Raw genomic sequence first — 19941 nt, 5'->3', positions numbered from 1 at the left:
GAATCAGGAGGGCGACGAGGGGCTGGCGGGGGGCGGCATCTCCCCGTTCCAGCGAAAGCGCTTGAGCGAGATGCGTCCCCACTTGTCGAACTCCACCCCTTCGTTCGCCAGCAACTGGTACTGGATCATCTCGGAGTAGGAGTCGCCGCGGGGGCTGATCTCGCCGCGCGCGTTGATCACGCGGTGCCAGGGGAGCGGCCGGTCGGAGGCGTAGAGCGCGTAGCCCACGAGACGGGCTTGTCCGCCGAGTCCGGCGAGTTGGGCGACCTGCCCGTACGTGGCGACGCGGCCGGCGGGAATCCGGGCGACGACGTCGCAGATGCGCTCGTGGAGATCCGAAGCCATCGTCACTCGCTCGGTGGCCGGGGGTCGTATCATCTTCGAGAACCTTAAAGACGCGCGTGAATCTTGGGGAGTGGGAACCGATGGACAAATGGAAGGCATCGCACATCGTCCTGCCCGTCATGGAGAGAGACGGATGACGCAATCCGAGTCGCCGCCCCCGGGCTACCGTCCCGACCTCGACGAAGCGGTCGAGACGTGGTCGCGCATGAACGATGCCTCGATCCTGCGCAGCGTCGCGGCCGTCATCCTGGGGTTCGTCGCGCTGACGCTGGGCGCGGTTCTCACCGGGCGGCTGCTGCTGTCGCTCTTCGGCGTCGAACCGGGGGCGGACCCGGGCGTCGCGTTCATCTTCACGAGCCTGGGCGTGCGCCTCGCGGTCACGGTGCTGGCGGGCTTCCTCGCGGCCCTCGCGGCACCGCGCGCGCCGCGGCTCCACGCGGGCGTCCTGGCGGCGATTCTCGTCTTCTTCAGCCTCGCCTCGCTCGCCGGCCTGTCGGCGTCCGGCGACCCGTACGGACCCGCATGGTATCCCATCGCGATGCTCGTCATCGGCCCCGCCGGCGTCCTCATCGGCGGGTCCCTCCGAACCCGACGACGCTGATCCAGAGCCCCGGAAAGGTCGAAATGCGAATCGAAACGCTGGCGGTGAAGACGGGGATGGACCCGGACGGGACGAGCCGGGCGATCGCGCCCCCGATCACGCTCTCGACGACCTTCGAGCGCGGGGAAGACGGGTCGTACCCCGGGGGGTTCGACTACTCCCGCAGCGGGAATCCGAACCGGGCCGTGCTGGAGGCGGCGCTGGCCGCGCTGGAAGGCGGGCGGGAAGCCGTCGCGTTCCCCTCGGGGATGGCGGCGACGTTTTCCGTCATCTTCTCGCTCTCGCCCGGCGAACATGTCGTGGCTGCGGACGACGCGTACTACGGGACCGGCGTTCTCCTCCGGGATTCGTTCGCGGAGCGCGGAATCGAGGCGAGCTTCGTCGACATGACCGACCTCGACGCCGTCCGCTCGGCCATGCGGCCGCACACCCGTCTCGTGTGGATGGAGACGCCGTCGAACCCGCTCATCCGGATCTCCGACATCGAGGCGATCGCCGGCATCGCGCGGGAGGGCGGGGCGATCTCATGCTGCGACAACACGTGGGCGACGCCGCTCCTGCAGCGGCCGCTGGATCTCGGCGTGGATCTCGTCATGCACTCCACGACCAAGTATTTCGGCGGCCACAGCGACGTGACCGGCGGAGCGGTGATCGTGCGCGAGCCGGGAGGGACGCTTGAAGCACTGCGGAAGATCCAGAAGGACGGTGGCCTCGTGCCCTCTCCCTTCGACGCCTGGCTCACGCGGCGCGGACTCGAATCCCTCGCCGCGCGCATGGCCATGCACTGCGCCAACGCCATGGAGCTTGCCCGCTTCCTCGACGCCCATCCGCGCGTCGAGCGGGTCCACTATCCGGGTCTTCGGGACGATCCCGGGCATGCGCTCGCCGCGCGTCAGATGTCGGACTTCGGGGGGATGTTGTCGTTCAACGTCGTGGGCGGTCGGGATGAGGCGTTCGCCGTCGCGGCCGGAGTGAAGGTGATCGCCCGGGCGACGAGTCTGGGGGGGACGCACTCCCTCATCGAGCACCGGGCGTCCGTCGAGGGTCCGACGACGCGGGCACCGGAGAACCTGCTCCGGATGTCCGCCGGCCTCGAGCACATCGACGATCTCAAGGAAGATCTGGACCGAGCCCTCGCCGCCGCTCCCGCTGACGTATGAGAGACCAGATGCCGAAGCCGCGCAAATCCTCCAAGAATGGGACATCCTCGCTGGGCTCTTGCCTTAGGCTTACCCTTCTCGTCTCCCTCATGGCGAGCTGCTCGGAGTCAGGTCCCCCATCGGGTCCGGCGCCGCCTCCGCGAACCCCTCCCCGCGCGGCCACAGTGACGGTAAACCCACCGGCCGTGGAACTACATGCATGGGGTGACACGGTCCGGTTGACGGCGGAGGTGCGGGACCAATACGGAGAGACCATGTCCGGAGTCTCGGTAACGTGGGAAAGCTCCGCACCGGACATTGCGACCGTTGGCGCGTCAGGATTGGTGACTGCCGTCAGCAATGGTGCTGCGACGATTTCCGCTGCGACGGGCTCGGTTTCGGGCAACGCCTCGGCAACAGTGGAGCGTGCAGTAGCGACGAAAGTTGAAATCATCGCAGACGATCCGGTGCTGTTCTCCCTGGATCCCTACGGTAGAGAATACCTCTACCCTGAGGGCGTCCCTCTAGCGACATGGGATTCCGTCCCCAGGTTCGTCCCATCGCGTCGCCGGCCTGCGGCCCGGGTTCTAGACCAGCGTGGTCGGTCGTTCGGATCTACGATCACTTGGTCCATTTCGGATTCTTCCGTGGTTGCACTTCGGGCTGGCGAACTTGTCCCGACCGGTCGCGGTCGTGCCATCTTGGTGGCCGAATCCGGCGCAGTCGCCGATTCGGCGATTGTTGCCGTGAACAGCGTCCCGCATCCGGCGGTGTACGTCCCGGATAAGGCAGTGTCTAGCCGACGGCTGTTTCGCGGAAGCCTTGACTGGATGGAGCAGCCGGGCGAAACGAGATCTTACAGCCTCGAGGAATTGATACATGACCGCGACGGTGATCCTCTCGTGGTTGAGGTGGCCGAGTCAGAGAACTTGACGGCCTCGATCACGCATGAGGGGCTCACGATCACGGCGGGCACGGCAGAAGGTCGCGCCGACATCACACTCAGCGTGTCAGATGGTGTTCATGCACCCGTAAACGTCGCGTTTCGGACCGGCGTAGGGTGCCCGGACGTCCCCGCAGTTGTAGACGTTGCCGGCCCGGTGAACATCGAACTTGTAGTCGGCCAGCCGCAGCCGGGACGGCGTGCGGTCCGGGATGCGCCGTGGTGGAACGATTGCGGCCGTCAGGCGATAGATGCCGCAGTCGCATCCTGGGAGCGCGCCCTGACCGGCCCGGCGAGGACCCTCACGATAGACTTGTACGTACTCGCAGATGATGATGCAGCTGTAGCCCGTGGCGGGCCGACAAACGGAAGGAACGGTAACGAATTGCCGTCGACCGGCCGGGTCGGCTTTAGCTATCATACCGCGATGATCTATCGGTATTGGCGACGACACCCACCCGGCTCCAGTCCTCCACGCCGGAGCTTGGTGATGGTCGAAGAGCGAAGTCCGAATCTCCTCTATCAGCGCACTCGTCATGAGATTGGTCACGTTCTGGGGATTGGAACGCACGAAAAATGGTGGGAGAATCTCGTCGATCCGGGGCGTCCCGAAACCCGCATTCACCGTGGTGGAGGCTGCACCAGCAATGTCTGGTTCACGGGTCCTGCCGCCTCGGCCGCGATCGCCTTAGCGGGGCGACCTGACCTGGTCTCACAGGGAGTGCCGGTCTCGCACGACTGCATCCATTGGCGGCATGGGTGGGACGGGTTCGGTGCCACCGTCGGAGGTGTCATGGGTGGTGGTGGCAATGAACCGCGCGCACTTACCCCGATGGCCTTGGGGGCACTCAGCGATTTGGGTTGGGGTGTCAACATGGATGCAGCCGAACGAATTACCATCCACGCCGGATCCGCACCCGATGCTTCGTTTGGGCGTCGGACTCGGTCCGGTAACCGAATGTAGTAGTGGGCGGATGGTCCTGGACTCCGCGAGCGCCCGCCCGTCAAGCGTCCGATATTCCCCTCATTGTACCCGGTCAGGATCCGAGGTCCCGAGTCCAGTTGGTGAAGATCCGCTCGCCGGCCGGAAGCAGCCCCGCGTGGCGTCCCGATTCGAGGAGCGCTTCGACGAAGGTCTGTCCGTATCCGCGACTGAACGCGAGGAGGACGGCGTCGTCCCGCCAAGTGACGATCTGGCAGGGGACGTTGAGGATGGGCCCTTGGGTCAGGAACGGCCGCGCTCGCCCCGGTTCGAAGAGGTCGAGGCCGGTGACGCTCTCCATCACTTCCGGAACGGCGTCTCCGAGGACGGCGAGCCAGCAGTGGGAGTCGGTGGTGTCCGTGTAGTGCGGACCGTCCGGCATGGCCGGCGCCGCGCCGGGTCCGACGTGCCAGACCGACGCCTGGGTCCCGTTCATCCGGTTGATCATCAGCCCGTCGCGGAGCGCGACTTCTCCCGGCCGGCCGGGCACGTCGAGGCCGAACGGCCGCACGGTCCGGATGTCGCGGTGCTGGACGTCCCAGCGCGCGCGGTGGCTTAGGTCGACGAGGCCGGCCCGGCGCATGACGTCGGTGGGGGCGCGGTCCGATGCGTAGTCGAGCACCACGTTCCAGCCGGCCCGGTGCTCGGTGCGGGCGGGCGCGGCGTCGAAGCGGACCGGAGACCGGCGATGGGCCGCGGGCGCCGGCTGCGATGGCGCCTCGCCGGACCGGCGCGGGCGCCCTTCGGGGGCGATCCGCAGGCGCTGCCCTTTCGGATCGTGGAAGTGGGGAGGCACCACGGTTGCGGTCGAACGCACGGTCCGCCGGCCCCGCGACTCGTACAGGTCGAGCGAACGGCCCCGCTCGGCCAGCCGGTCCTCGACGAGGGCGAGGCCGTACTGCCAGCCCAGCGTCTCGCTGTAACGCGTCGTGCAGACGAAGCCGGCGATCCGGTCCCCGTCCACGACGAGCGCCCCGTCCGCGGGCCGGTGAGCGGGGTCGCGAGCGGTCCCGGCACCCACGTCGCCCGCGGGGTCGTCGACCCGGAGTCCCACGAGCTTCAGCCGCCCGGACTGCCCCTCGCAGTAGCGGAGCGCCGCGGCGCCCACCTTGCCGGAGGCCGTGTCCTCGCGGTCCCAGAGCCAGCCCATGCCGATGTCGAGGAGGGTGACGCGCTGCTCGGACTCCGTTCCGATGATCACGTGCCCCTTCTCGGCCCGCAGGCAGTTCTGCGCTTCGAGCCCGAACGGGCGGATGCCGTACTCCGCGCCGGCCTCCCACAGCAGGTCCCACACGTACCGGACGTGGCTCGCCCGCACGTGCAGTTCATAGGACAACTCGCCCACGAACCCGAGGCGCAGACACCGCGCAGCGACGCCGTCTCCTACCTCGATCTCGCGGCAGCCGAGATACGGGAACGCGTCGTCCGACAGCTCCGCGCTCGTGATCTTCTCCAGCACCCGCCGGGCGTTCGGCCCGGCCACGTTCACGGAGGCGAGGGTGTCCGTGAGGTTCACGAGGTTGTAGTCCCACCCGTCGTACCGCGTGTGGAAGCGGAGCCACTCGACCGTGGCCCCCGCCCGGTTCGAACTCGTCGTGAAGTAGAACTCGTCGTCGCCGGTCCGCACGACGACGCCGTCGTCGATGATGTTGCCGGTGTCGTTGCACATCGCCGAATACGTGCAGCGGCCGGGCCGCGCCCGCGTCATGTCGGAGACGTAGACGCGCTGGAGAGCGCGCAGGGCGTCGGGTCCCCAGATCCGGAACTTCCCCAGCGGTGAACTGTCGAGGAGGCCGACGTTCTCGCGCACGTTGCGGATCTCCTCGAGGCACTGGCGGTCCGCGCTGAAGTAGCGCGCCCGCAGCCAGGGCCCCGCCCGGCGGAACACGGCACCGCGCGACGCCTGATCGTCGTGGAGCGGCGTCCGCTTGTGGATGTCGTGGTTCGGGCCCGCGAGCGTCGCGAGGGAAGGGGGGATGACCGGCGGGCGCACCGTGGTGGCGGCGAAGCTGCCGACCGGCCGACCCGCGATCTCGGCCATCGCCATGGCGAGGTTCTGGCCCGGCACGCGGTACTGGCCGGGGCCGAGACCGAAGTTCCCGAAGCGCTTCGCGAGTTCGGGCACGTCGAAGCCGTACGCCGCGCTCTGGGCCGCGTTCTTCCACGTGCCGTCTTCGTCGAAATCGAGGAACGCCTTGCGGCCGGGGGCGAGGCGGATTTCGGTGACGGGCCCGCGGACGATCGAGGATCCCCGGGCGGGCCCCGGCAGGTCGGCCAGCCGCGCGCGCTCCCGGGCCAGCGGACTCGCGACGTCCGCGCCGCAGGCCGCGGCGGCCTCGAGCCCCGCGATCCGCCCGGAAGATGTGAGCGCCTCGAGATCGGTGAGCCGAAGGACGCCGCCCGCGGCGAACACGTCGGGCGGGAGGCGCTCGAGCTCGAAGGTCCGGGTGCGCTCGCCGTGGCGGAACCGGGCGCCGGCGCACGAGAGGACGCCGATGTCCGGCTGGCGTCCCGCGCTCGCCACCAGCAGATCGCACGCCACGCGCAGCGAATCGCCCGCCCCGCCACCCGAGGATCCGACCGTCGCGACGCCCCCCGCGCCGGTCGTCGCGCGGGCGGCCAGTTCGGCGCGACGCACCCGGCCCCGCCCGCTCACCCGAGTCGCAGCCCACCCCGGACGGAAGTCGATCCCCGCCTCGGCCAGCGCGGCCACCAGCGCTTCGTCGTGACCTTCGTGCCGCGCATCGGCGACGACGCGCACATCAACCCCGAACGAGGCGAGATCGACCGCTGCCTCCAGCCCGAGGTCGTCGCCCACGCTGAAGACGGCGGCCGCGCCCGGCCGGAGCCCGTACGTCCGCGCGAGCCGGATCGCCGTGTCGACCTGCATCACGCCCGGCCGGTCGTTGTGCTCGAACACGAGCGGCCGCTCGATCGAACCCGTCGCGACCACCACGGCGCGCGCACGGCACTCCCAGTGCGTCTCGTCGAACGCCGCCGCCGTCCCGCTGTCCGTCCCGCTGCCGGTCCGGCCGCCGGTACTCCGGCACTGGAAGCCCGTGACGAGGTTCTCCCCCCAGATTCCCGTGACCGGTGCGTGCCGGAACACGCGCATGGATTCCATGCGTTCGAGTTCGTCGGCGAGGGCGGACACCTCCCCGGCGAGCGGACGACCGTCCCGCACGCGCCAGTCGAGATGTCCCCCCAGCCACGGCCGGCGTTCGAACAGACACACCCGAAGGCCGAGCCGTCCCGCCTCGAGCGCCGCGGACATCCCGGCCGGGCCACCGCCGACCACCGCCACGTCGGCGTTGAGGTAGCGTTCGGCGCGCTCCCCCCGGTCCGGAACGTCGAGCCGCAGCACGCCGAGGCCGGCCAGCGCGCGCATCCGCTCCTGGAAGAACCGGGCGGCCCACGCGGGCCGGTGGAAGAGCCGGTAGTAGAAGCCCGCCGGCATGAACCGGTCGAGCCGGTCGAGAAGGCCGAACACGTCGACACGCGGATCTCCCCGCACGTTCTGCGCGCCGACCTCCATCCCCTCGCGCAGCGGCGTCGTTCCCGCGGACTGGTTCGGGACGCCGTCGATCGAGACGAGCTGGCTCGACCCTTCCCCCGCCAGGTCGTAGAGGCCCCGCGGCCGGTGATACTCGAAGCTCCGGCCGAAGGTGCGGACCCCCGCCCCCCAGAGCGCGGACGCGACCGTATCTCCCTCGAACCCCTCCAGCGTGCGTCCGCACCAGCGGAAGCGAAGCGGGCGCGAGCGGTCGATCCGCTCCGTCGGCGAAGGAGGCAGCCGCCTCACGACGAATCTCCGCCGCTCGCCTCGTCCCCGGCTGCCTCGGCGCCGCCGGGCGCAGTCTCGCGGTTCGTGGCCGGGTCGCGCCAAGTCGAGAACCAGACGCCGCAGCCGGCTCCGTGGTGCCACCACTCCTCCTGCGGCTCCGGGCGGTTCATGCGGAACTGCGCCCAGCGAAAGTGCGCCTCCGCGGCGGCCGCGGAGTTCGCGCCGGCCGCGGCTTCCGGCGCGGACCCCTGATCCGCCTCCGCCGGTCTCGGGCCCCGCTCCGGTCCCCCGTAGGTGAACTCGTACACGTCGCGTTTGCCGCACACGGGACACGTCAACCGGAAGGTCACGCGCGGCGTTTCCGGATCGGGTCCACGGTCGCGTCCACCGTCGGATCCACGGTCGGGTCCACGGTCAGTCCCACTGGCCGTACTTCATCGTCGTGGCCGTCTCCCCCATGTACCGGTTCTCGAGGAAACGGCGGAGCGCGAACGGCTCCAGGATCTCCGGCGCCTCCTCCCGCGCCATGAACTCGGCCATGTACTTCCCCGCCACGGGCCCGGATTTGAAGCCGAAGTATCCCCAGCCCACGTCCAGATAGAGCCCCTCGTGCGCGAAGTTGCCGTCGAGGATCGGCGCCATGTCCGGCGTCATGTCGGCCAGCCCCGCCCAGACCCTCAGAAACCGCACGCCCTTCAGGCACGGCATGAAGTCCGTCAGCGCTTCGGCCTGGTGCTTGAAGTAGCCCGCGGTGACGTCCGTCGTGTAGTTCACCTGCGGGTCCATGTGCGCGCCCGTCGCGATCTCCCCCTTCAGCGTCTGGTTCGCGTAGACGTGGTAGGCGCCCGAACTCACGACGTGGTGCAGGAACGGCTTGAGCGGCTGCGTCACCATCGCCTGGATCGTAAGCGGGTTCACCGGCAGCTCGATGTCGAGCATCGCCGCGATCGCCGGCCCGTATCCCCCCGCCATGATCCCCAGCTTCCGGCACCCGATCGGCCCCGCGCTCGTCCGCACGCCCGTCACCCGCCCGCCCTCCGTGTCGATCCCCTGAACCTCGACGCCCTGGTGGATCGAGGCCCCGTGCAGGCTGGCGCCGCGGGCGAGTCCCCACACCACCGCGTCGTGGCGCACGACGCCGCCCGGCGGGTGATACATGCCCGCCTGGATCGGGTGCGCGGGCCGGTCCGACACGTCAAGCGCCGGGACCAGTTCCTTGCACTGTTGCGGGTCCACCAGCTCCGAGCGCACGCCGCAGAAGTTCGCCGTGTTGACGGAGAGCCGGAACGCGGCGACCGCCGCCTCGCTGTGCGCGAGGTTGAGGTTGCCGCAGTTGTGGAACATGAGATTGAAGTCGAGTTCGTCCGTCAGGATGGGCCACAGCTTCAGGCCCTCGTCATAGAGCGGGACGTTCTCCTGCGTGCGCTGGTTCGCCCGGACGATCGCCGTGTTCCGCCCGGACCCCCCGAACCCGATGTACTCGCTCTCGAGCACGGCGATGTCCCGGACCCCGTGGTCCTTCGCGAGATACCAGGCCGTGGCGAGCCCGTGGATGCCGCCCCCGATGATCACGACGTCGTAGCGGCGGCGGAGCGGCCTCTCCTCCCACAGCCGGCCCGGGCGGAAGACGCCCGCTCCCAGCGCGGACTTCAGCCTCCCCAGCGTGGCGAAGCGCGATCCGGGGCTCACGGAACAGGCGTCGACAGGTGAGGGGTCAGCCGATGACCGAATAGGACGAATCGGGATTCATCGTCCGGAGCCGGCTGAAGAACCCGATATTGCAGTCCCGCCTCGTATACTTCATATGGAACCGGACCGGATCCGCGTCATGGTCGCGACCGCCCTCGACCTGCTCGATGAGTTCGGCCATGAGCTGGCCTGCGACCGGCGCGTTCTTGAACTGGTTCCCGGACGTCCCCACCGCCATGTAGAAGCCGGGCAGGTCCGACTTGTCATAGATGGGAATCCAGTCGTCCGACACGTCATAGAGATCGACGAGTCCCTGCCGCGCCTCCGGCACGGGGAGTCCCTTCACCCGCTGCGCTTCGCGCAGGACCTGCGTCTTCCACTGGTAGCTGAAAGTATTGTCATAGTCGTCCGGGTCCTCCACCCACTCCAGATCGTCGCACGGCGGATCCTCGGAACCGATCAGAATGTGGTTGCCGATCTCGGGTCGCGAATAGCATCCGATATCGCTGTCCGAGATCAGCATCCCGACGACGTTATAGTCGACGCCCTCCGGCGCCGGGACGTGACAGACCTCCTGCTTCAGGGCGCGCGTCTTGATGTTCATCCCGTCCTCGACCCCCGCCATCCGGTTGATGACGAAGGAATGAGGCCCGCCCACGTTCACGACGACCGGCGCCCGCACCTCGGACCCGTCCTTCAGGCGGACGCCCGCGACCCTCCCGTTCTCCCGCAGGATCTCCGTCACCTCGGTGTTGAAGCGGAACTCGCCTCCGTGCGCCTCGCACCCGAGTTGAACGTTGTGGCAGCAGAGTTGCGGGTCGTTGATGTAGCCGGATTCCGGGATGTAGACGGCCCCGGCCACGTTCCCGCCCGTCGGCCGGCCGAACGCCGGGTCCTCCTCCGTCACGGGAGGGCCGAACTGCCGCGTGTCGAGGACGGAGAGCTTCTCGCGCATCCCCTCCGCGTCCAGGTCCTCGTACGCGACGTGGAGCTCGTCGAGACTCTCCTTCACCCGCTGCAGGTAGTGATTCTTCTCCGTCTTCGTGACGAGGCAGCCGGTGTTGACGTAGCGGGCCAGCCCCGAGGGGTCCGGCACGCCGACGTACTTCCCCCAGTCGAGCCAGTAGAAGTAGGACTCGCGCGCCATCGCCACGCCGTCGGGCGTCGAGTAATGGAGACGGATGATCGCGCAGGTGTTCGAGGTCGAGCCGTACCCGGCGGCGGGGAGCTTGTCGACGTTGAGCGTGCGGAACCCGCGCTTGGCCAGCTCGAACCCGGTGCAGACGCCGATGACGCCCGCTCCGATGATGATCGCGTCGTAGTCCTGGGACATCGCGTTCCTCACCTGCCGATGCGCTCGTACACCGCATGCGAGACGCGCTCGTTCCCGTCCGCGTCCGTGCTCCGGTACTCGTTGTCGATCCGGTTCCCGTCCTCGGACAGGACGTTGATGATGACCTGCGTGACGCGGCCGTCCCGCCGGCTCGTGATCCGGTTCGTGTAGCGGTCGACGACCTCCACCGCCGTCTCGACCCCGTCCCGGCCGGTCACGGGCCGGAACTCGCCGTCGAACATCGTCTCGTAGCTCCACTTCGCCTCGCCGCCGCGGGCGTTCGTGGACTCGACGGTGATCTTCATCCCGCCATCCCCCCAGGGGTCATAGGTCATGACGTTGAGGGCCGGGGCCGGCGCGTCGGAGCGCAGCTTCCACACGCCGTAGCGGGGGTTCGCGCGGTCGGCGGACGGGTCTGCCGGAGTCCCCGGGTTGAAGAGGAAGTAGTCGTAGATCGCGCGCGAGATCTGGGCGATCGTCGCCTCCCGCGCCGGGACGGGCCGCTCCGAGTCCTTCACGAACACGACCGTGATCACGTGTCCGGCGTCATCCGGGAGGTAGATGTATCCGACGTCGTTCGTGGTCCCGCCGATCGTTCCCGTCTTGTGGCCGACCGGGGTGCCGGGCGGCAGCACGCCCTTGATGCGGCCGGTGCCGGTCTGGACGCGCAGCATGACGTCCTTGAAGACCTCCGTGTTCTTCGAGCCGAGCGCCTTCCCCGCCCAGGTCATGGCCAGCAGGTGCGCCATGGCGCGGGGCGTCGAGGTGTCCTGCGGGTCGGTGGAGAACGCCTCGCGGGCCGCCTCCCGCTCCGAGGCGGAGACCTCGCCCGCGCGCTCGCGGAACTCCGCCATCGAAATCCGCCCGTCCGCCGGGGTCTCGACGCCGGAGTAGTCCCCGATGAGGACGGACGTCGGACGGTTCACGCTCAGCCCGTCCACGTTCAGTTCGCTCATGCGGGCATTCACGGCGTCCGGGCCTCCGGCCGCGGTCAAGGTGAGGTCCGTCGCGCTGTTGTCGGAGATGAGGAGCATGAGTTCGAGCAGGTTCCGGAGGGAGAGCGCCACGCCGGGGTCGTCGAACAGGTTCGAGATCGTGCCGCTGCCGGGATGGATGTCGCCGGGTTCGAGTTCGACCATGTCCGCGAGCGTGATCTCGCCCCGGTCGACGCGGGACAGGAGCTGGACCGCGATCGGAACCTTGTAGGTCGAGGCCATCGGGAAGCGTTCGTCCTCGTTGAACCACACCGCGCGGCCCGTCTCGATGTGGACGGCGCCCACGCCCACCGTGCCCCCGCTGCTCGGGGCCAGCCGCTCGATTTCCGCGAGCAGGCGGCCGAGGCCGGGGTCGCCCTCGGGCGTGACGGACTGCGCCGCGAGGGGAACGGCGGCCACGAGCCCGACCGCAAGGGTCGCCGTGGTCAGGGTCGCCCTGGCCTGGGTCGCCGTCGCCCGCTTCGTGGCGGCCCGCCCGGTGAAGTAATGACGTGTCCGGAGGCGCATCGATCATACTCCCTGGTTTCGTTTGAGCTGGGTCCCGCTCCAGCCGGTACGGTAGCCATTGCGCAGCGCCCGGACGAGACCGCCACGACGGGTCGCCCGGGGAAGCCGATCCGTGACATACTCCGCGTATGAACACAGGAGAGGAGACCGTGCCGGGCGACGGCGGCGCGCTGTCGTCCGAGGAACGCCGCGCGGCGGAGGCGGTGGACGCGGAACGGCTGTTCGCGCTGCTCGCCGACCTCATCGCGATCGAAAGCGTTGCGAACCGCGAGACGCCGGCCCAGGAGCGGGTGGCCGAGGAGATGCGTGATCTCGGCCTGGAGAGGGACGTGTGGGAGATCGACTTCGAGCGGCTGCGTCGGCACCCCTCGTACACCGTCGACGTGGACCGCCACGAGGGTCTCGGGGTCGTCGGCAGCATGGGACGCGGCGAGGGCCGGACGCTGATCCTCAACGGCCACGTGGACGTCGTCCCGGCGGGCGAGGTCGAGCGCTGGACGCACCCGCCCTTCGAACTCACGCAGCGCGGCGGGCGGCTGTTCGGGCGCGGGGTCGTGGACATGAAGGGGCAGCTCTCCGCCGCGGTCGGGGCCGCGCGAGCGCTTCGCGATGCCGGCGTTGAACTGAACGGCGTTCTCCAGATCCAGAGCGTGATCGGTGAGGAGGACGGCGGCTCGGGCATGCTGGCCACCATCGAGCGCGGCCACACCGGCGACGGGGCGATCGTCGTCGAGCCGACGGGGTTCGTCATCGCACCCGCGCAGGCCGGAGCGCTCAGCTTCCGCCTCACCGTCCCCGGCCTCGCCGCGCACGGGGCGATGCGGGAAGAAGGCGTGGACCCCGTCGAGAAGTTCATTCCGATCTTCCAGCGGCTCCGGGCCCTCGAGGCGGAACGGAACCGCGAGGTGGCCGACCCGCTGTTCCGCGGGGAAGCGCTGCCGTACGCCCTGACCATGGGACGGCTCCGGGCGGGGATCTGGCCCTCGACGGTGGCGGAGAGCCTCGTCGTCGAGGGTCGCTACGGCGTCGCGCCCGGGGAGGACCTCGCCGGGGCGCGCCGCGCGCTGGAGGACGCCGTGGCCGAGGCCGCTTCCGGCGACGCATGGCTGCGCGACCACCCGCCCGCCGTCGAGTGGGTCGGGGCGCAGTTCGCGGCCGCCCGCACGGACGCGCGCGACCCCGTCGTCGGCACCCTCGCCGGCGCCGCGCGGTCGTTCGGCGGCACGGAACCTCGCGTCGGGGGCGTGCGTTACGGCGCGGACATGCGGCTCCTCGTCAACCACGGCCGCGTGCCCACGGTGCTCTTCGGCCCCGGCGACGTCCGCGAAGCCCACCGCCCCGACGAAAGCGTCCGCGCCGCCGACCTGGTAGAACTGGCCCGCATCCTCGCCGTCGCCGCGATCCGCTTCTGCGGGACCGGCGCGGGCTGACGCGCCCGACCCCGCCGTTAAGGAGTCGGATACGTCTTCCGGTCGGGTCACGTCTCGCTAAGGTTGAGGCTGCGTACCCCGATTAACGGCTACTCATCGAGTTTCCCTGAGGACAGGTGCTGCCATGTCTGCTCGAACGTCGATCGCAATCCGGCTGGCCCTCTCATTCGCCCTGGCGTTCACGGCGGCCCCTCCCCCGCTCCACGCACAGGCATTCGAGGTCGAGGAGGCGACGGTCGCCGAAGTCCACGCCGCTTTCCGGTCGGGCAACCTCACCTGCGAGGGGCTCGTCGCGCGCTACCTAGCGCGCATCGACGCGTACGACCAGCAGGGGCCGCAGCTCAACTCGATCGCGGTCGTCAACCCTCGTGCCCTCGAGGAGGCCCGAAGCCTCGACACCGCCTTCGCGTCCGGCGGCCTCACGGGACCGCTCCACTGCATCCCCGTCCTCCTCAAGGACCAGGTCGAGACGAGCGACATGCCGACGACCTACGGGTCGGCCCTCTTCGCGGGCTACATGTCGGAGCGCGACGGAACCATCGTCACGCGCATGAAGGACGCGGGCGCGCTCATCATCGCGAAGACGAACATGGGCGAGTTCGCCTCGCGCTACGTCGGGTCCGGGTTCGGGATCATCCGCAACGCGTACGACACCCAGCGGAATCCAAGCGGCTCCTCCGGCGGCACGGGCTCCGCCGTGGCGGCGAACCTCGGCATGATCGGCATCGGCGAGGACACGGGCGGCTCCATCCGCGGCCCGGCGGCCGTCGCCTCGCTCGTCGGCCTCCGTCCCACGCTCCCCCTCGTGAGCCGCTTCGGGATGATGCCCGCCAACCCCACCACCGACACCATGGGTCCAATGACGCGCACCGTGATGGACGCGGCCATCCTCCTCGATGTCATCGCCGGCTACGACCCCGACGATCCCGTGACCGCGTACTCCGTGGGACAGGTCCCCGAATCCTACGCGGCCGCGCTCGACGCGGGAGCGCTGGCGGGCGCCCGGATCGGCGTCATCCGCGAGCCGATGGATCGAACCGTGGATACGTCGTCGGAGGGCTTCCGGCAGGTGCGCGACCGGATTGAGGCGGCGCTCGGGACGCTCCGCGACCTGGGTGCGGAGGTGATGGATGTCGAGATCCCCGGGATCGAGGGCGTGTCCGCCATCTTCGGCGCCAACTCCTACGAGACGGAGGAAGTGACCGACGCCTACCTCGCCGAACTCCGGGATCCGCCGTACCGCACGCTCGCGTCCATTCTCCTGAGCGGCCGCGTGAATCCGTGGCGCGCCGCCGGCATGGCCGATCTCCTCGGAAAGACCACCCGCGACCCCGGCTACCTGGACTACCTCCTGGCGCGCGACCGGGTGAGGGAGGATGTCATCGCGACGATGGCCGAACACGATCTCGACGCCTTCGTCTACGCCACCTTCGACCATCCCCCGGACCTGATCGCCGAAGATGTGGAGACGAACCCCGCCCCGGCCGACCGCTACGCCCTCGGCGACAACCGCTCGCTGAGCCCGCTCACGGCCTTCCCGGCGCTCACCGTCCCCGCCGGGTTCACGGACGACGGCCTCCCGGTGGGTCTCGAGTTCCTCGGCCGCCCCTTCACCGAGGCGATGCTCCTCGGCTTCGGCTACGCCTTCGAGCAGGCGACGAACCACCGCCGCCCGCCCGCCACGGCCCCGCCGCTCGGTCGTTGACTCGATAGGCATACACCATCATGTTGTGCATGTGTCAAAATTATGCACATCACAGAGGAATCATGTCTAGAATTCACTTCGTCGTCGAGGAAAGCGCCAGGATCCGCTACCAGGCGGAGGCGGAGCGTGAGGGAAAGTCCCTCGGGCAGTGGCTACGCGAAGCGGCCAACGAGAAACTGGAGGCCGCGCGTCCGCGCCTGTTCACCGTAGAGGAACTCGAAGCGTTCGCCGCCAAGTGCGACGCGATGCATCCCCCCGGCGCCAAGGAGCCGGATTGGGAGGAGACCAAGCGCATGCTCGTCGAGACTCGGTATCCGGATCCCGGCGTATAAGGAGATGATCGTGTCCCGCATCCATTTCGTGGTGAAGGAGACGGAAAAGGTCCGCTACCAGGCACAGGCCGGTCGGGAGGGGAAGTCTCTCGGGCAGTGGTTGCGCGAGGCTGCCGACGAGAAGCTGGCCACTGCCCGTCCACGGAAGTTCACCCTGGAGGAGCTACGGGAGTTCAACGCGGCGTGTGATGCGCGGCGGTCGGACGCGCCCGAGCCCGACTGGCCCGAGGTGAAGCGAATGATCGGGGAATCCAGACTCTCCGGGATCGAACCCGCGTGATCTTCGTCGACGCCAACGTCTTCATGTACCACGTCGGTCGCCGGCATCCGCTGCGTCGGGAGGCACGCGAGTTCATCGCCCAGTCACTGGACCGCGGCGACCTTCTCGTCACTTCGGCGGAGGTGCTTCAGGAGCTGCTGAACATCTATCTGAGGAGCCGCCGATTGTCCGCCCTCGACGACGCTTTCGCGCTCGCGGGAGCCTGCATCGACGAAGTCTGGGCCGTAGAGAAGGCGGACATTCTGATTGCCCGGAGCCTCGCGGACAAACACCCCGGACTCGAGGCGCGGGATCTCGTTCATCTCGCCTGCTGCCTCCGGCACAAACCACGCGGCCTCATGACTTTCGACCGAGCCCTCACCGCGGCGTGGCGTTCCCGCTCGGGACGCGGCGGGCACGGAGGCGATCAGTAGCGCCTCGTTCCTGCCGCCCGCTCTGTCTGACCCCGGTTTTTCGGGATAGCGTATTCGGCGCAGTCTCCGCACAAACCCGAGGCCGAGGTACGAAGGAGAGCAGCGAGATGAGGGATTCGTCGAGGCGATACGTGTCGCGCGCGCGGTGGATGGTCGGTTTGGGCGTCTTGGTGGGGCTTCCGGCAGCATCGCCCCCGCTGGCGCCGGAAGTTCAAGCGCAGGAGGTGGATCAGTCGCTGGTGGCGGAGGTCGTCGCCGGCCTCCCATTGCGCGAGATCGGCCCCGCGTTGATGGGTGGCCGGATCGCGGACATCGCCGTGCACCCGCACCGGAGCAGCACGTGGTACATCGCGGTCGGCTCCGGCGGCGTGTGGAAGACGACGAACGCGGGCGTGACGTGGGACGCGATCTTCGAGGACGAGTCCGTGTACTCGATCGGCGACGTCGCGATCGACCCCAACAACCCGGACGTGATCTGGGTGGGGACGGGAGAGAACGTGAGCGGGCGCCACGTCGGCTGGGGGGACGGCGTCTACCGCAGCCGCAACGGCGGGGAGACGTGGGAGAACGTCGGGCTCCCCACCTCGGAGCACATCGGCAAGATCCTCATCGACCCGCGCGACAGCGACGTCATCCTGGTGGCGGCGGAGGGGTCACTCTGGGCCGCGGGCGGAGAGCGCGGCGTCTACAAGTCCACCGATGGCGGCGACTCCTGGCGGCTCGTGCTCGAGATTGACGAGAACACCGGCGTCACCGACATCGAGTTCGCGCCCGGCAACCCGGACATGATCTACGCGGCGGCGTACGAGCGGCGGCGGAAGATCTGGGGGCACCTCGCCGGCGGGCCCAACTCGGGCATCTACAAGTCCACGGACGGCGGCGAGAGTTGGCGCCGAATCACGGCGGGACTCCCGAGCGGCGATGTGGGGAAGATCGGACTCGCCGTCACCCCCGCGAACCCAGAGGTCGTGTACGCGACGATGGAGGCGAACGACGACGAACGCGGCTTCTACCGGTCCCTCGACAAGGGGGAGAGCTGGGAGCGGCGGAACTCGTACATCTCCGGCGGCACCGGTCCCCACTACTACCAGGAGATCGAAGCCTCGCCGCACGACGCGGACATCGTGTACCAGATGGACGTCTTCATCCAGGTCACGCGGGACGGCGGCGCGACGTTCGGCAACCTCGAGACGGCGCGCGACAAGCACAGCGACAACCACGCGCTGTGGATCGACCCGGAGGACCCGCTGCACCTGCTCGTGGGGACGGACGCGGGGCTGTACGAGAGCTTCGACGACGGCCGCACCTTCCGGCACTTCCCGAACCTGCCGATCTCGCAGTTCTACAAGCTCGCGCTCGACAACGCGGAGCCGTTCTACAACGTGCTCGGCGGCGCGCAGGACCTCGGCACGCTGTGGGGCCCTGCCCGCACCACGAACATCGAGGGGGTCCGGAACCGGGACTGGTACGCGCCGATGGGGGCGGACGGGTACGCGGTCCAGATCGACCCGCGAGATCCCGACATCCTCTACCTGCAGACGCAGCAGGGGAACCTCTACCGCTACGACCGGGAGAGCGAGGAGGCGCTCGATATTCAGCCCCAGCCCGCCCCCGGCGATCCGCCGGAACGCTGGAACTGGGACTCGCCCGTCCTCATCAGCCCGCACGACGCCGACCGGATCTACCACGGCTCGCAGCGCGTGTGGGCGAGCGACGACCGGGGCAATTCGTGGACCGCGATCAGCGGCGACCTGACGACGAACGTGAACCGCTACGAGCTGGAGTTCATGGGCCGCGTGTGGAGCGTCGACGACCTCATCGACAACGGCGCCATGTCGAAGTACGCGACCCTCACGGGGATCTCCGAGTCGCCGGTGACGGCGGGCGTGATCTACACGGGGAGCGATGACGGCCTCATCCACGTGACGGAGGACGGGGGCACGAACTGGCGGCTGGCGGCCCCGCTCCCCGGCGTGCCGGAACGGGCCTTCATCAACGACATCGAAGCCTCGCAGCACCTCGCCTCGACCGTGTTCGCGGTGGCGGACAACCACAAGGAGCGAGACTTCCGGCCGCTCCTCTTCCGGAGCGACGACGCGGGGCTCTCATGGCAGTCGATCTCCGGCGACCTGCCGGATGGCACGATCCTGTGGGCGATCGAGCAGGACCACCTGAACCCCAACCTCCTCTTCCTCGGAGCCGAGTTCGGGATGTACGCGAGCGTGAACGGGGGCGAGAATTGGCACATGCTCCCCGGTCCCACGATCCCGCACCGGGATCTGGAGGTCCAGCGGCGGGACAACGACGTGGTCGGGTCGACCTTCGGCCGCGGCTTCTACGTGCTCGACGACTACACCCCGCTGCGCGAACTCGCCGAGGGCACGAACACCGCCGCGGGCGCGGCGGAGGGCGGCGCGCTGTTCCCGGTGCGCGACGCGTGGTGGTACATCCCGTCCGTGCCCATGCAGGCGCGCGGCAAGCCGACGCTCGGGACGGACGACTACACCGCGCCGAACCCGGACTTCGGCGCCGTGATCTCCTACTACCTGCCCGAGACATCGACGACGGCGGCGGAGGCGCGCCGCGCCGCCGAAGGGGAGGTGCGAGCCGCCGGGGGAGATGTGGCGTTCCCCGGTTACGACGTGCTGAACGAGGAGGCGACGGAGAGCGGCCCCCGTGCGCTGGTCGCGATCGCCGACGCGGACGGCCGGACCGTGCGCTGGGTCGCCGGCCCCGCGAGGGAAGGGCTGCACCGCGTGAGCTGGGATCTGCGGGCCCCGGCGCCGGATCCGATCGAACTCGCGGTGCCGGGCTTCACGCCGCCGTGGGTGGGACCGCCCCAGGGGCCCCTCGTCGCCCCGGGCGACTACTCCGCGCAACTCGTCGTGGTCACGGCCGAAGGCGCGCGGGAAGTCGGACGGGCGCAGGCGTTCGAGGTGAAAGCGGTGCCCACGGCCGAGCCGGGCACGGACTTCGCGGTCGTCGTCGCCTTCCAGAACGAAGCGTCGGAGTTGAGGCGCCGCATCGCCTCGGCGGGCGAGGAAGTCGGCCGCGCCCGCGACCGGCTGCGCCACATGCGGGCCGCGCTCCTCGAGGCGCCGAACGCCCCGCTCGAACTGTTCGGCGAGCTGGATGCGCTCGGCGCGAGCCTTCAGGACTTCTCGATCCGACTCTTCGGCGACCCGGCCCGGCAGCGCCTGAACGAGCCCACCGTACCCTCGATCTCGAACCGCGTTGGACGGGTGATCGGCGGCCACTGGGACACGCGCCAGACGCCGACGGCGACCCACCGCCGCAACCTGGCGATCGCCGAAACGGACTTCGGCGGCTGGCTCGCCGAGTTCCGGAACTTCATGGACGGCGCCTTCGCCGGCGCCGAGACCGCGCTCGAAGCCGCCGGCGCCCCCTGGACCCCCGGCCGCCCCCTCCCCGGCGGCTAGCCGAAAGTCGCCAGGGCCTCGCG

15 protein-coding genes are annotated in these 19941 nt (G+C 69.4%); 9 read left to right on the top strand and 6 right to left on the bottom strand.

The window, feature by feature from the left end:
• Positions 1 to 3 precede the first annotated feature (3 nt).
• Positions 4 to 345 (bottom strand): MGMT family protein, encoded by a 342-nt coding sequence (locus ACQY5G_RS03545; protein WP_428277064.1) that lies wholly within the window; start codon positions 343 to 345, stop codon positions 4 to 6.
• Positions 346 to 478: 133 nt separating this feature from the next.
• On the opposite strand from ACQY5G_RS03545, the gene ACQY5G_RS03540 reads away from it, so the two are divergent.
• From ACQY5G_RS03540 to ACQY5G_RS03530, 3 genes are read left to right on the top strand one after another with little or no spacing between them, the layout of a single operon-like run.
• Positions 479 to 946: a hypothetical protein gene (locus tag ACQY5G_RS03540; protein WP_428277062.1), complete on the top strand. Its 468-nt coding sequence runs from the start codon at positions 479 to 481 to the stop codon at positions 944 to 946.
• 23 nt (positions 947 to 969) lie between these two features.
• The gene (locus ACQY5G_RS03535; RefSeq protein ID WP_428277060.1) at positions 970 to 2106 is read left to right on the top strand and encodes a trans-sulfuration enzyme family protein; all 1137 of its coding nucleotides are present in this window, start codon (positions 970 to 972) and stop codon (positions 2104 to 2106) included.
• Positions 2103 to 3992 carry an Ig-like domain-containing protein gene (locus ACQY5G_RS03530; protein WP_428277058.1) on the top strand — a complete coding sequence of 630 codons (1890 nt, stop codon included), beginning with the start codon at positions 2103 to 2105 and terminating at the stop codon, positions 3990 to 3992. Before ACQY5G_RS03535 ends, ACQY5G_RS03530 begins: the two co-directional genes overlap by 4 nt.
• 73 nt (positions 3993 to 4065) lie before the next feature.
• Here the strand turns inward: ACQY5G_RS03530 and ACQY5G_RS03525 are convergent, their stop codons facing one another.
• From ACQY5G_RS03525 to bla, 5 genes are all read right to left on the bottom strand, one after another.
• Positions 4066 to 7812, bottom strand: a complete 3747-nt coding sequence (locus tag ACQY5G_RS03525; protein WP_428277056.1) for a 2Fe-2S iron-sulfur cluster-binding protein — start codon at positions 7810 to 7812, stop codon at positions 4066 to 4068.
• Positions 7809 to 8144, bottom strand: a complete 336-nt coding sequence (locus tag ACQY5G_RS03520) for a sarcosine oxidase subunit delta (protein WP_428277054.1) — start codon at positions 8142 to 8144, stop codon at positions 7809 to 7811. Before ACQY5G_RS03520 ends, ACQY5G_RS03525 begins: the two co-directional genes overlap by 4 nt.
• 64 nt (positions 8145 to 8208) lie before the next feature.
• Positions 8209 to 9483, bottom strand: a complete 1275-nt coding sequence (locus tag ACQY5G_RS03515) for an NAD(P)/FAD-dependent oxidoreductase (protein WP_428277052.1) — start codon at positions 9481 to 9483, stop codon at positions 8209 to 8211.
• 25 nt (positions 9484 to 9508) lie between these two features.
• Positions 9509 to 10816, bottom strand: a complete 1308-nt coding sequence (locus ACQY5G_RS03510; protein WP_428277050.1) for an NAD(P)/FAD-dependent oxidoreductase — start codon at positions 10814 to 10816, stop codon at positions 9509 to 9511.
• Between the two features lie 8 nt (positions 10817 to 10824).
• The gene (bla, locus tag ACQY5G_RS03505; protein WP_428277048.1) at positions 10825 to 12318 is read right to left on the bottom strand and encodes a class A beta-lactamase; all 1494 of its coding nucleotides are present in this window, start codon (positions 12316 to 12318) and stop codon (positions 10825 to 10827) included.
• A gap of 128 nt (positions 12319 to 12446) precedes the next feature.
• Between bla and ACQY5G_RS03500 the strand changes: the two genes are divergently transcribed.
• The 6 genes from ACQY5G_RS03500 to ACQY5G_RS03475 all read left to right on the top strand — a co-directional run bounded on the left by ACQY5G_RS03500 (position 12447) and on the right by ACQY5G_RS03475 (position 19918).
• Positions 12447 to 13748 (top strand): ArgE/DapE family deacylase, encoded by a 1302-nt coding sequence (locus ACQY5G_RS03500; protein WP_428277046.1) that lies wholly within the window; start codon positions 12447 to 12449, stop codon positions 13746 to 13748.
• A 124-nt stretch (positions 13749 to 13872) separates the two neighbouring features.
• Positions 13873 to 15453, top strand: coding sequence for an amidase (locus ACQY5G_RS03495; RefSeq protein WP_428277044.1), 1581 nt, complete (start codon positions 13873 to 13875; stop codon positions 15451 to 15453).
• Between the two features lie 62 nt (positions 15454 to 15515).
• Positions 15516 to 15785 (top strand): hypothetical protein, encoded by a 270-nt coding sequence (locus tag ACQY5G_RS03490; protein WP_428277042.1) that lies wholly within the window; start codon positions 15516 to 15518, stop codon positions 15783 to 15785.
• A 10-nt stretch (positions 15786 to 15795) separates the two neighbouring features.
• Positions 15796 to 16065 carry a hypothetical protein gene (locus ACQY5G_RS03485; RefSeq protein WP_420615472.1) on the top strand — a complete coding sequence of 90 codons (270 nt, stop codon included), beginning with the start codon at positions 15796 to 15798 and terminating at the stop codon, positions 16063 to 16065.
• A complete protein-coding gene (locus tag ACQY5G_RS03480) occupies positions 16062 to 16478 on the top strand; it encodes a type II toxin-antitoxin system VapC family toxin (RefSeq protein ID WP_428277040.1) in 417 nt (138 codons plus the stop codon). Before ACQY5G_RS03485 ends, ACQY5G_RS03480 begins: the two co-directional genes overlap by 4 nt.
• 224 nt (positions 16479 to 16702) lie before the next feature.
• A complete protein-coding gene (locus ACQY5G_RS03475) occupies positions 16703 to 19918 on the top strand; it encodes a WD40/YVTN/BNR-like repeat-containing protein (RefSeq protein ID WP_428277038.1) in 3216 nt (1071 codons plus the stop codon).
• The last annotated feature ends 23 nt before the right edge of the window (positions 19919 to 19941 follow it).

Source organism: Candidatus Palauibacter sp. (assembly GCF_965261555.1).
In the GTDB taxonomy this organism is placed as follows: domain Bacteria; phylum Gemmatimonadota; class Gemmatimonadetes; order Palauibacterales; family Palauibacteraceae; genus Palauibacter.
Note: the sequence above shows the minus strand (reverse complement) of the source record. Positions and strands in the feature narration are given on the sequence as shown.

Bases quoted from the DNA above. Each gene is read 5' to 3' on its own strand.
- ACQY5G_RS03535 (WP_428277060.1), top strand. From the start codon at position 970: ATGCGAATCGAAACGCTGGCGGTGAAGACGGGGATGGACCCGGACGGG.
- bla (WP_428277048.1), bottom strand. From the start codon at position 12,318: ATGCGCCTCCGGACACGTCATTACTTCACCGGGCGGGCCGCCACGAAG.
- ACQY5G_RS03530 (WP_428277058.1), top strand. From the start codon at position 2,103: ATGAGAGACCAGATGCCGAAGCCGCGCAAATCCTCCAAGAATGGGACA.
- ACQY5G_RS03510 (WP_428277050.1), bottom strand. From the start codon at position 10,816: ATGTCCCAGGACTACGACGCGATCATCATCGGAGCGGGCGTCATCGGC.
- ACQY5G_RS03540 (WP_428277062.1), top strand. From the start codon at position 479: ATGACGCAATCCGAGTCGCCGCCCCCGGGCTACCGTCCCGACCTCGAC.
- ACQY5G_RS03490 (WP_428277042.1), top strand. From the start codon at position 15,516: ATGTCTAGAATTCACTTCGTCGTCGAGGAAAGCGCCAGGATCCGCTAC.
- ACQY5G_RS03495 (WP_428277044.1), top strand. From the start codon at position 13,873: ATGTCTGCTCGAACGTCGATCGCAATCCGGCTGGCCCTCTCATTCGCC.
- ACQY5G_RS03545 (WP_428277064.1), bottom strand. From the start codon at position 345: ATGGCTTCGGATCTCCACGAGCGCATCTGCGACGTCGTCGCCCGGATT.
- ACQY5G_RS03500 (WP_428277046.1), top strand. From the start codon at position 12,447: ATGAACACAGGAGAGGAGACCGTGCCGGGCGACGGCGGCGCGCTGTCG.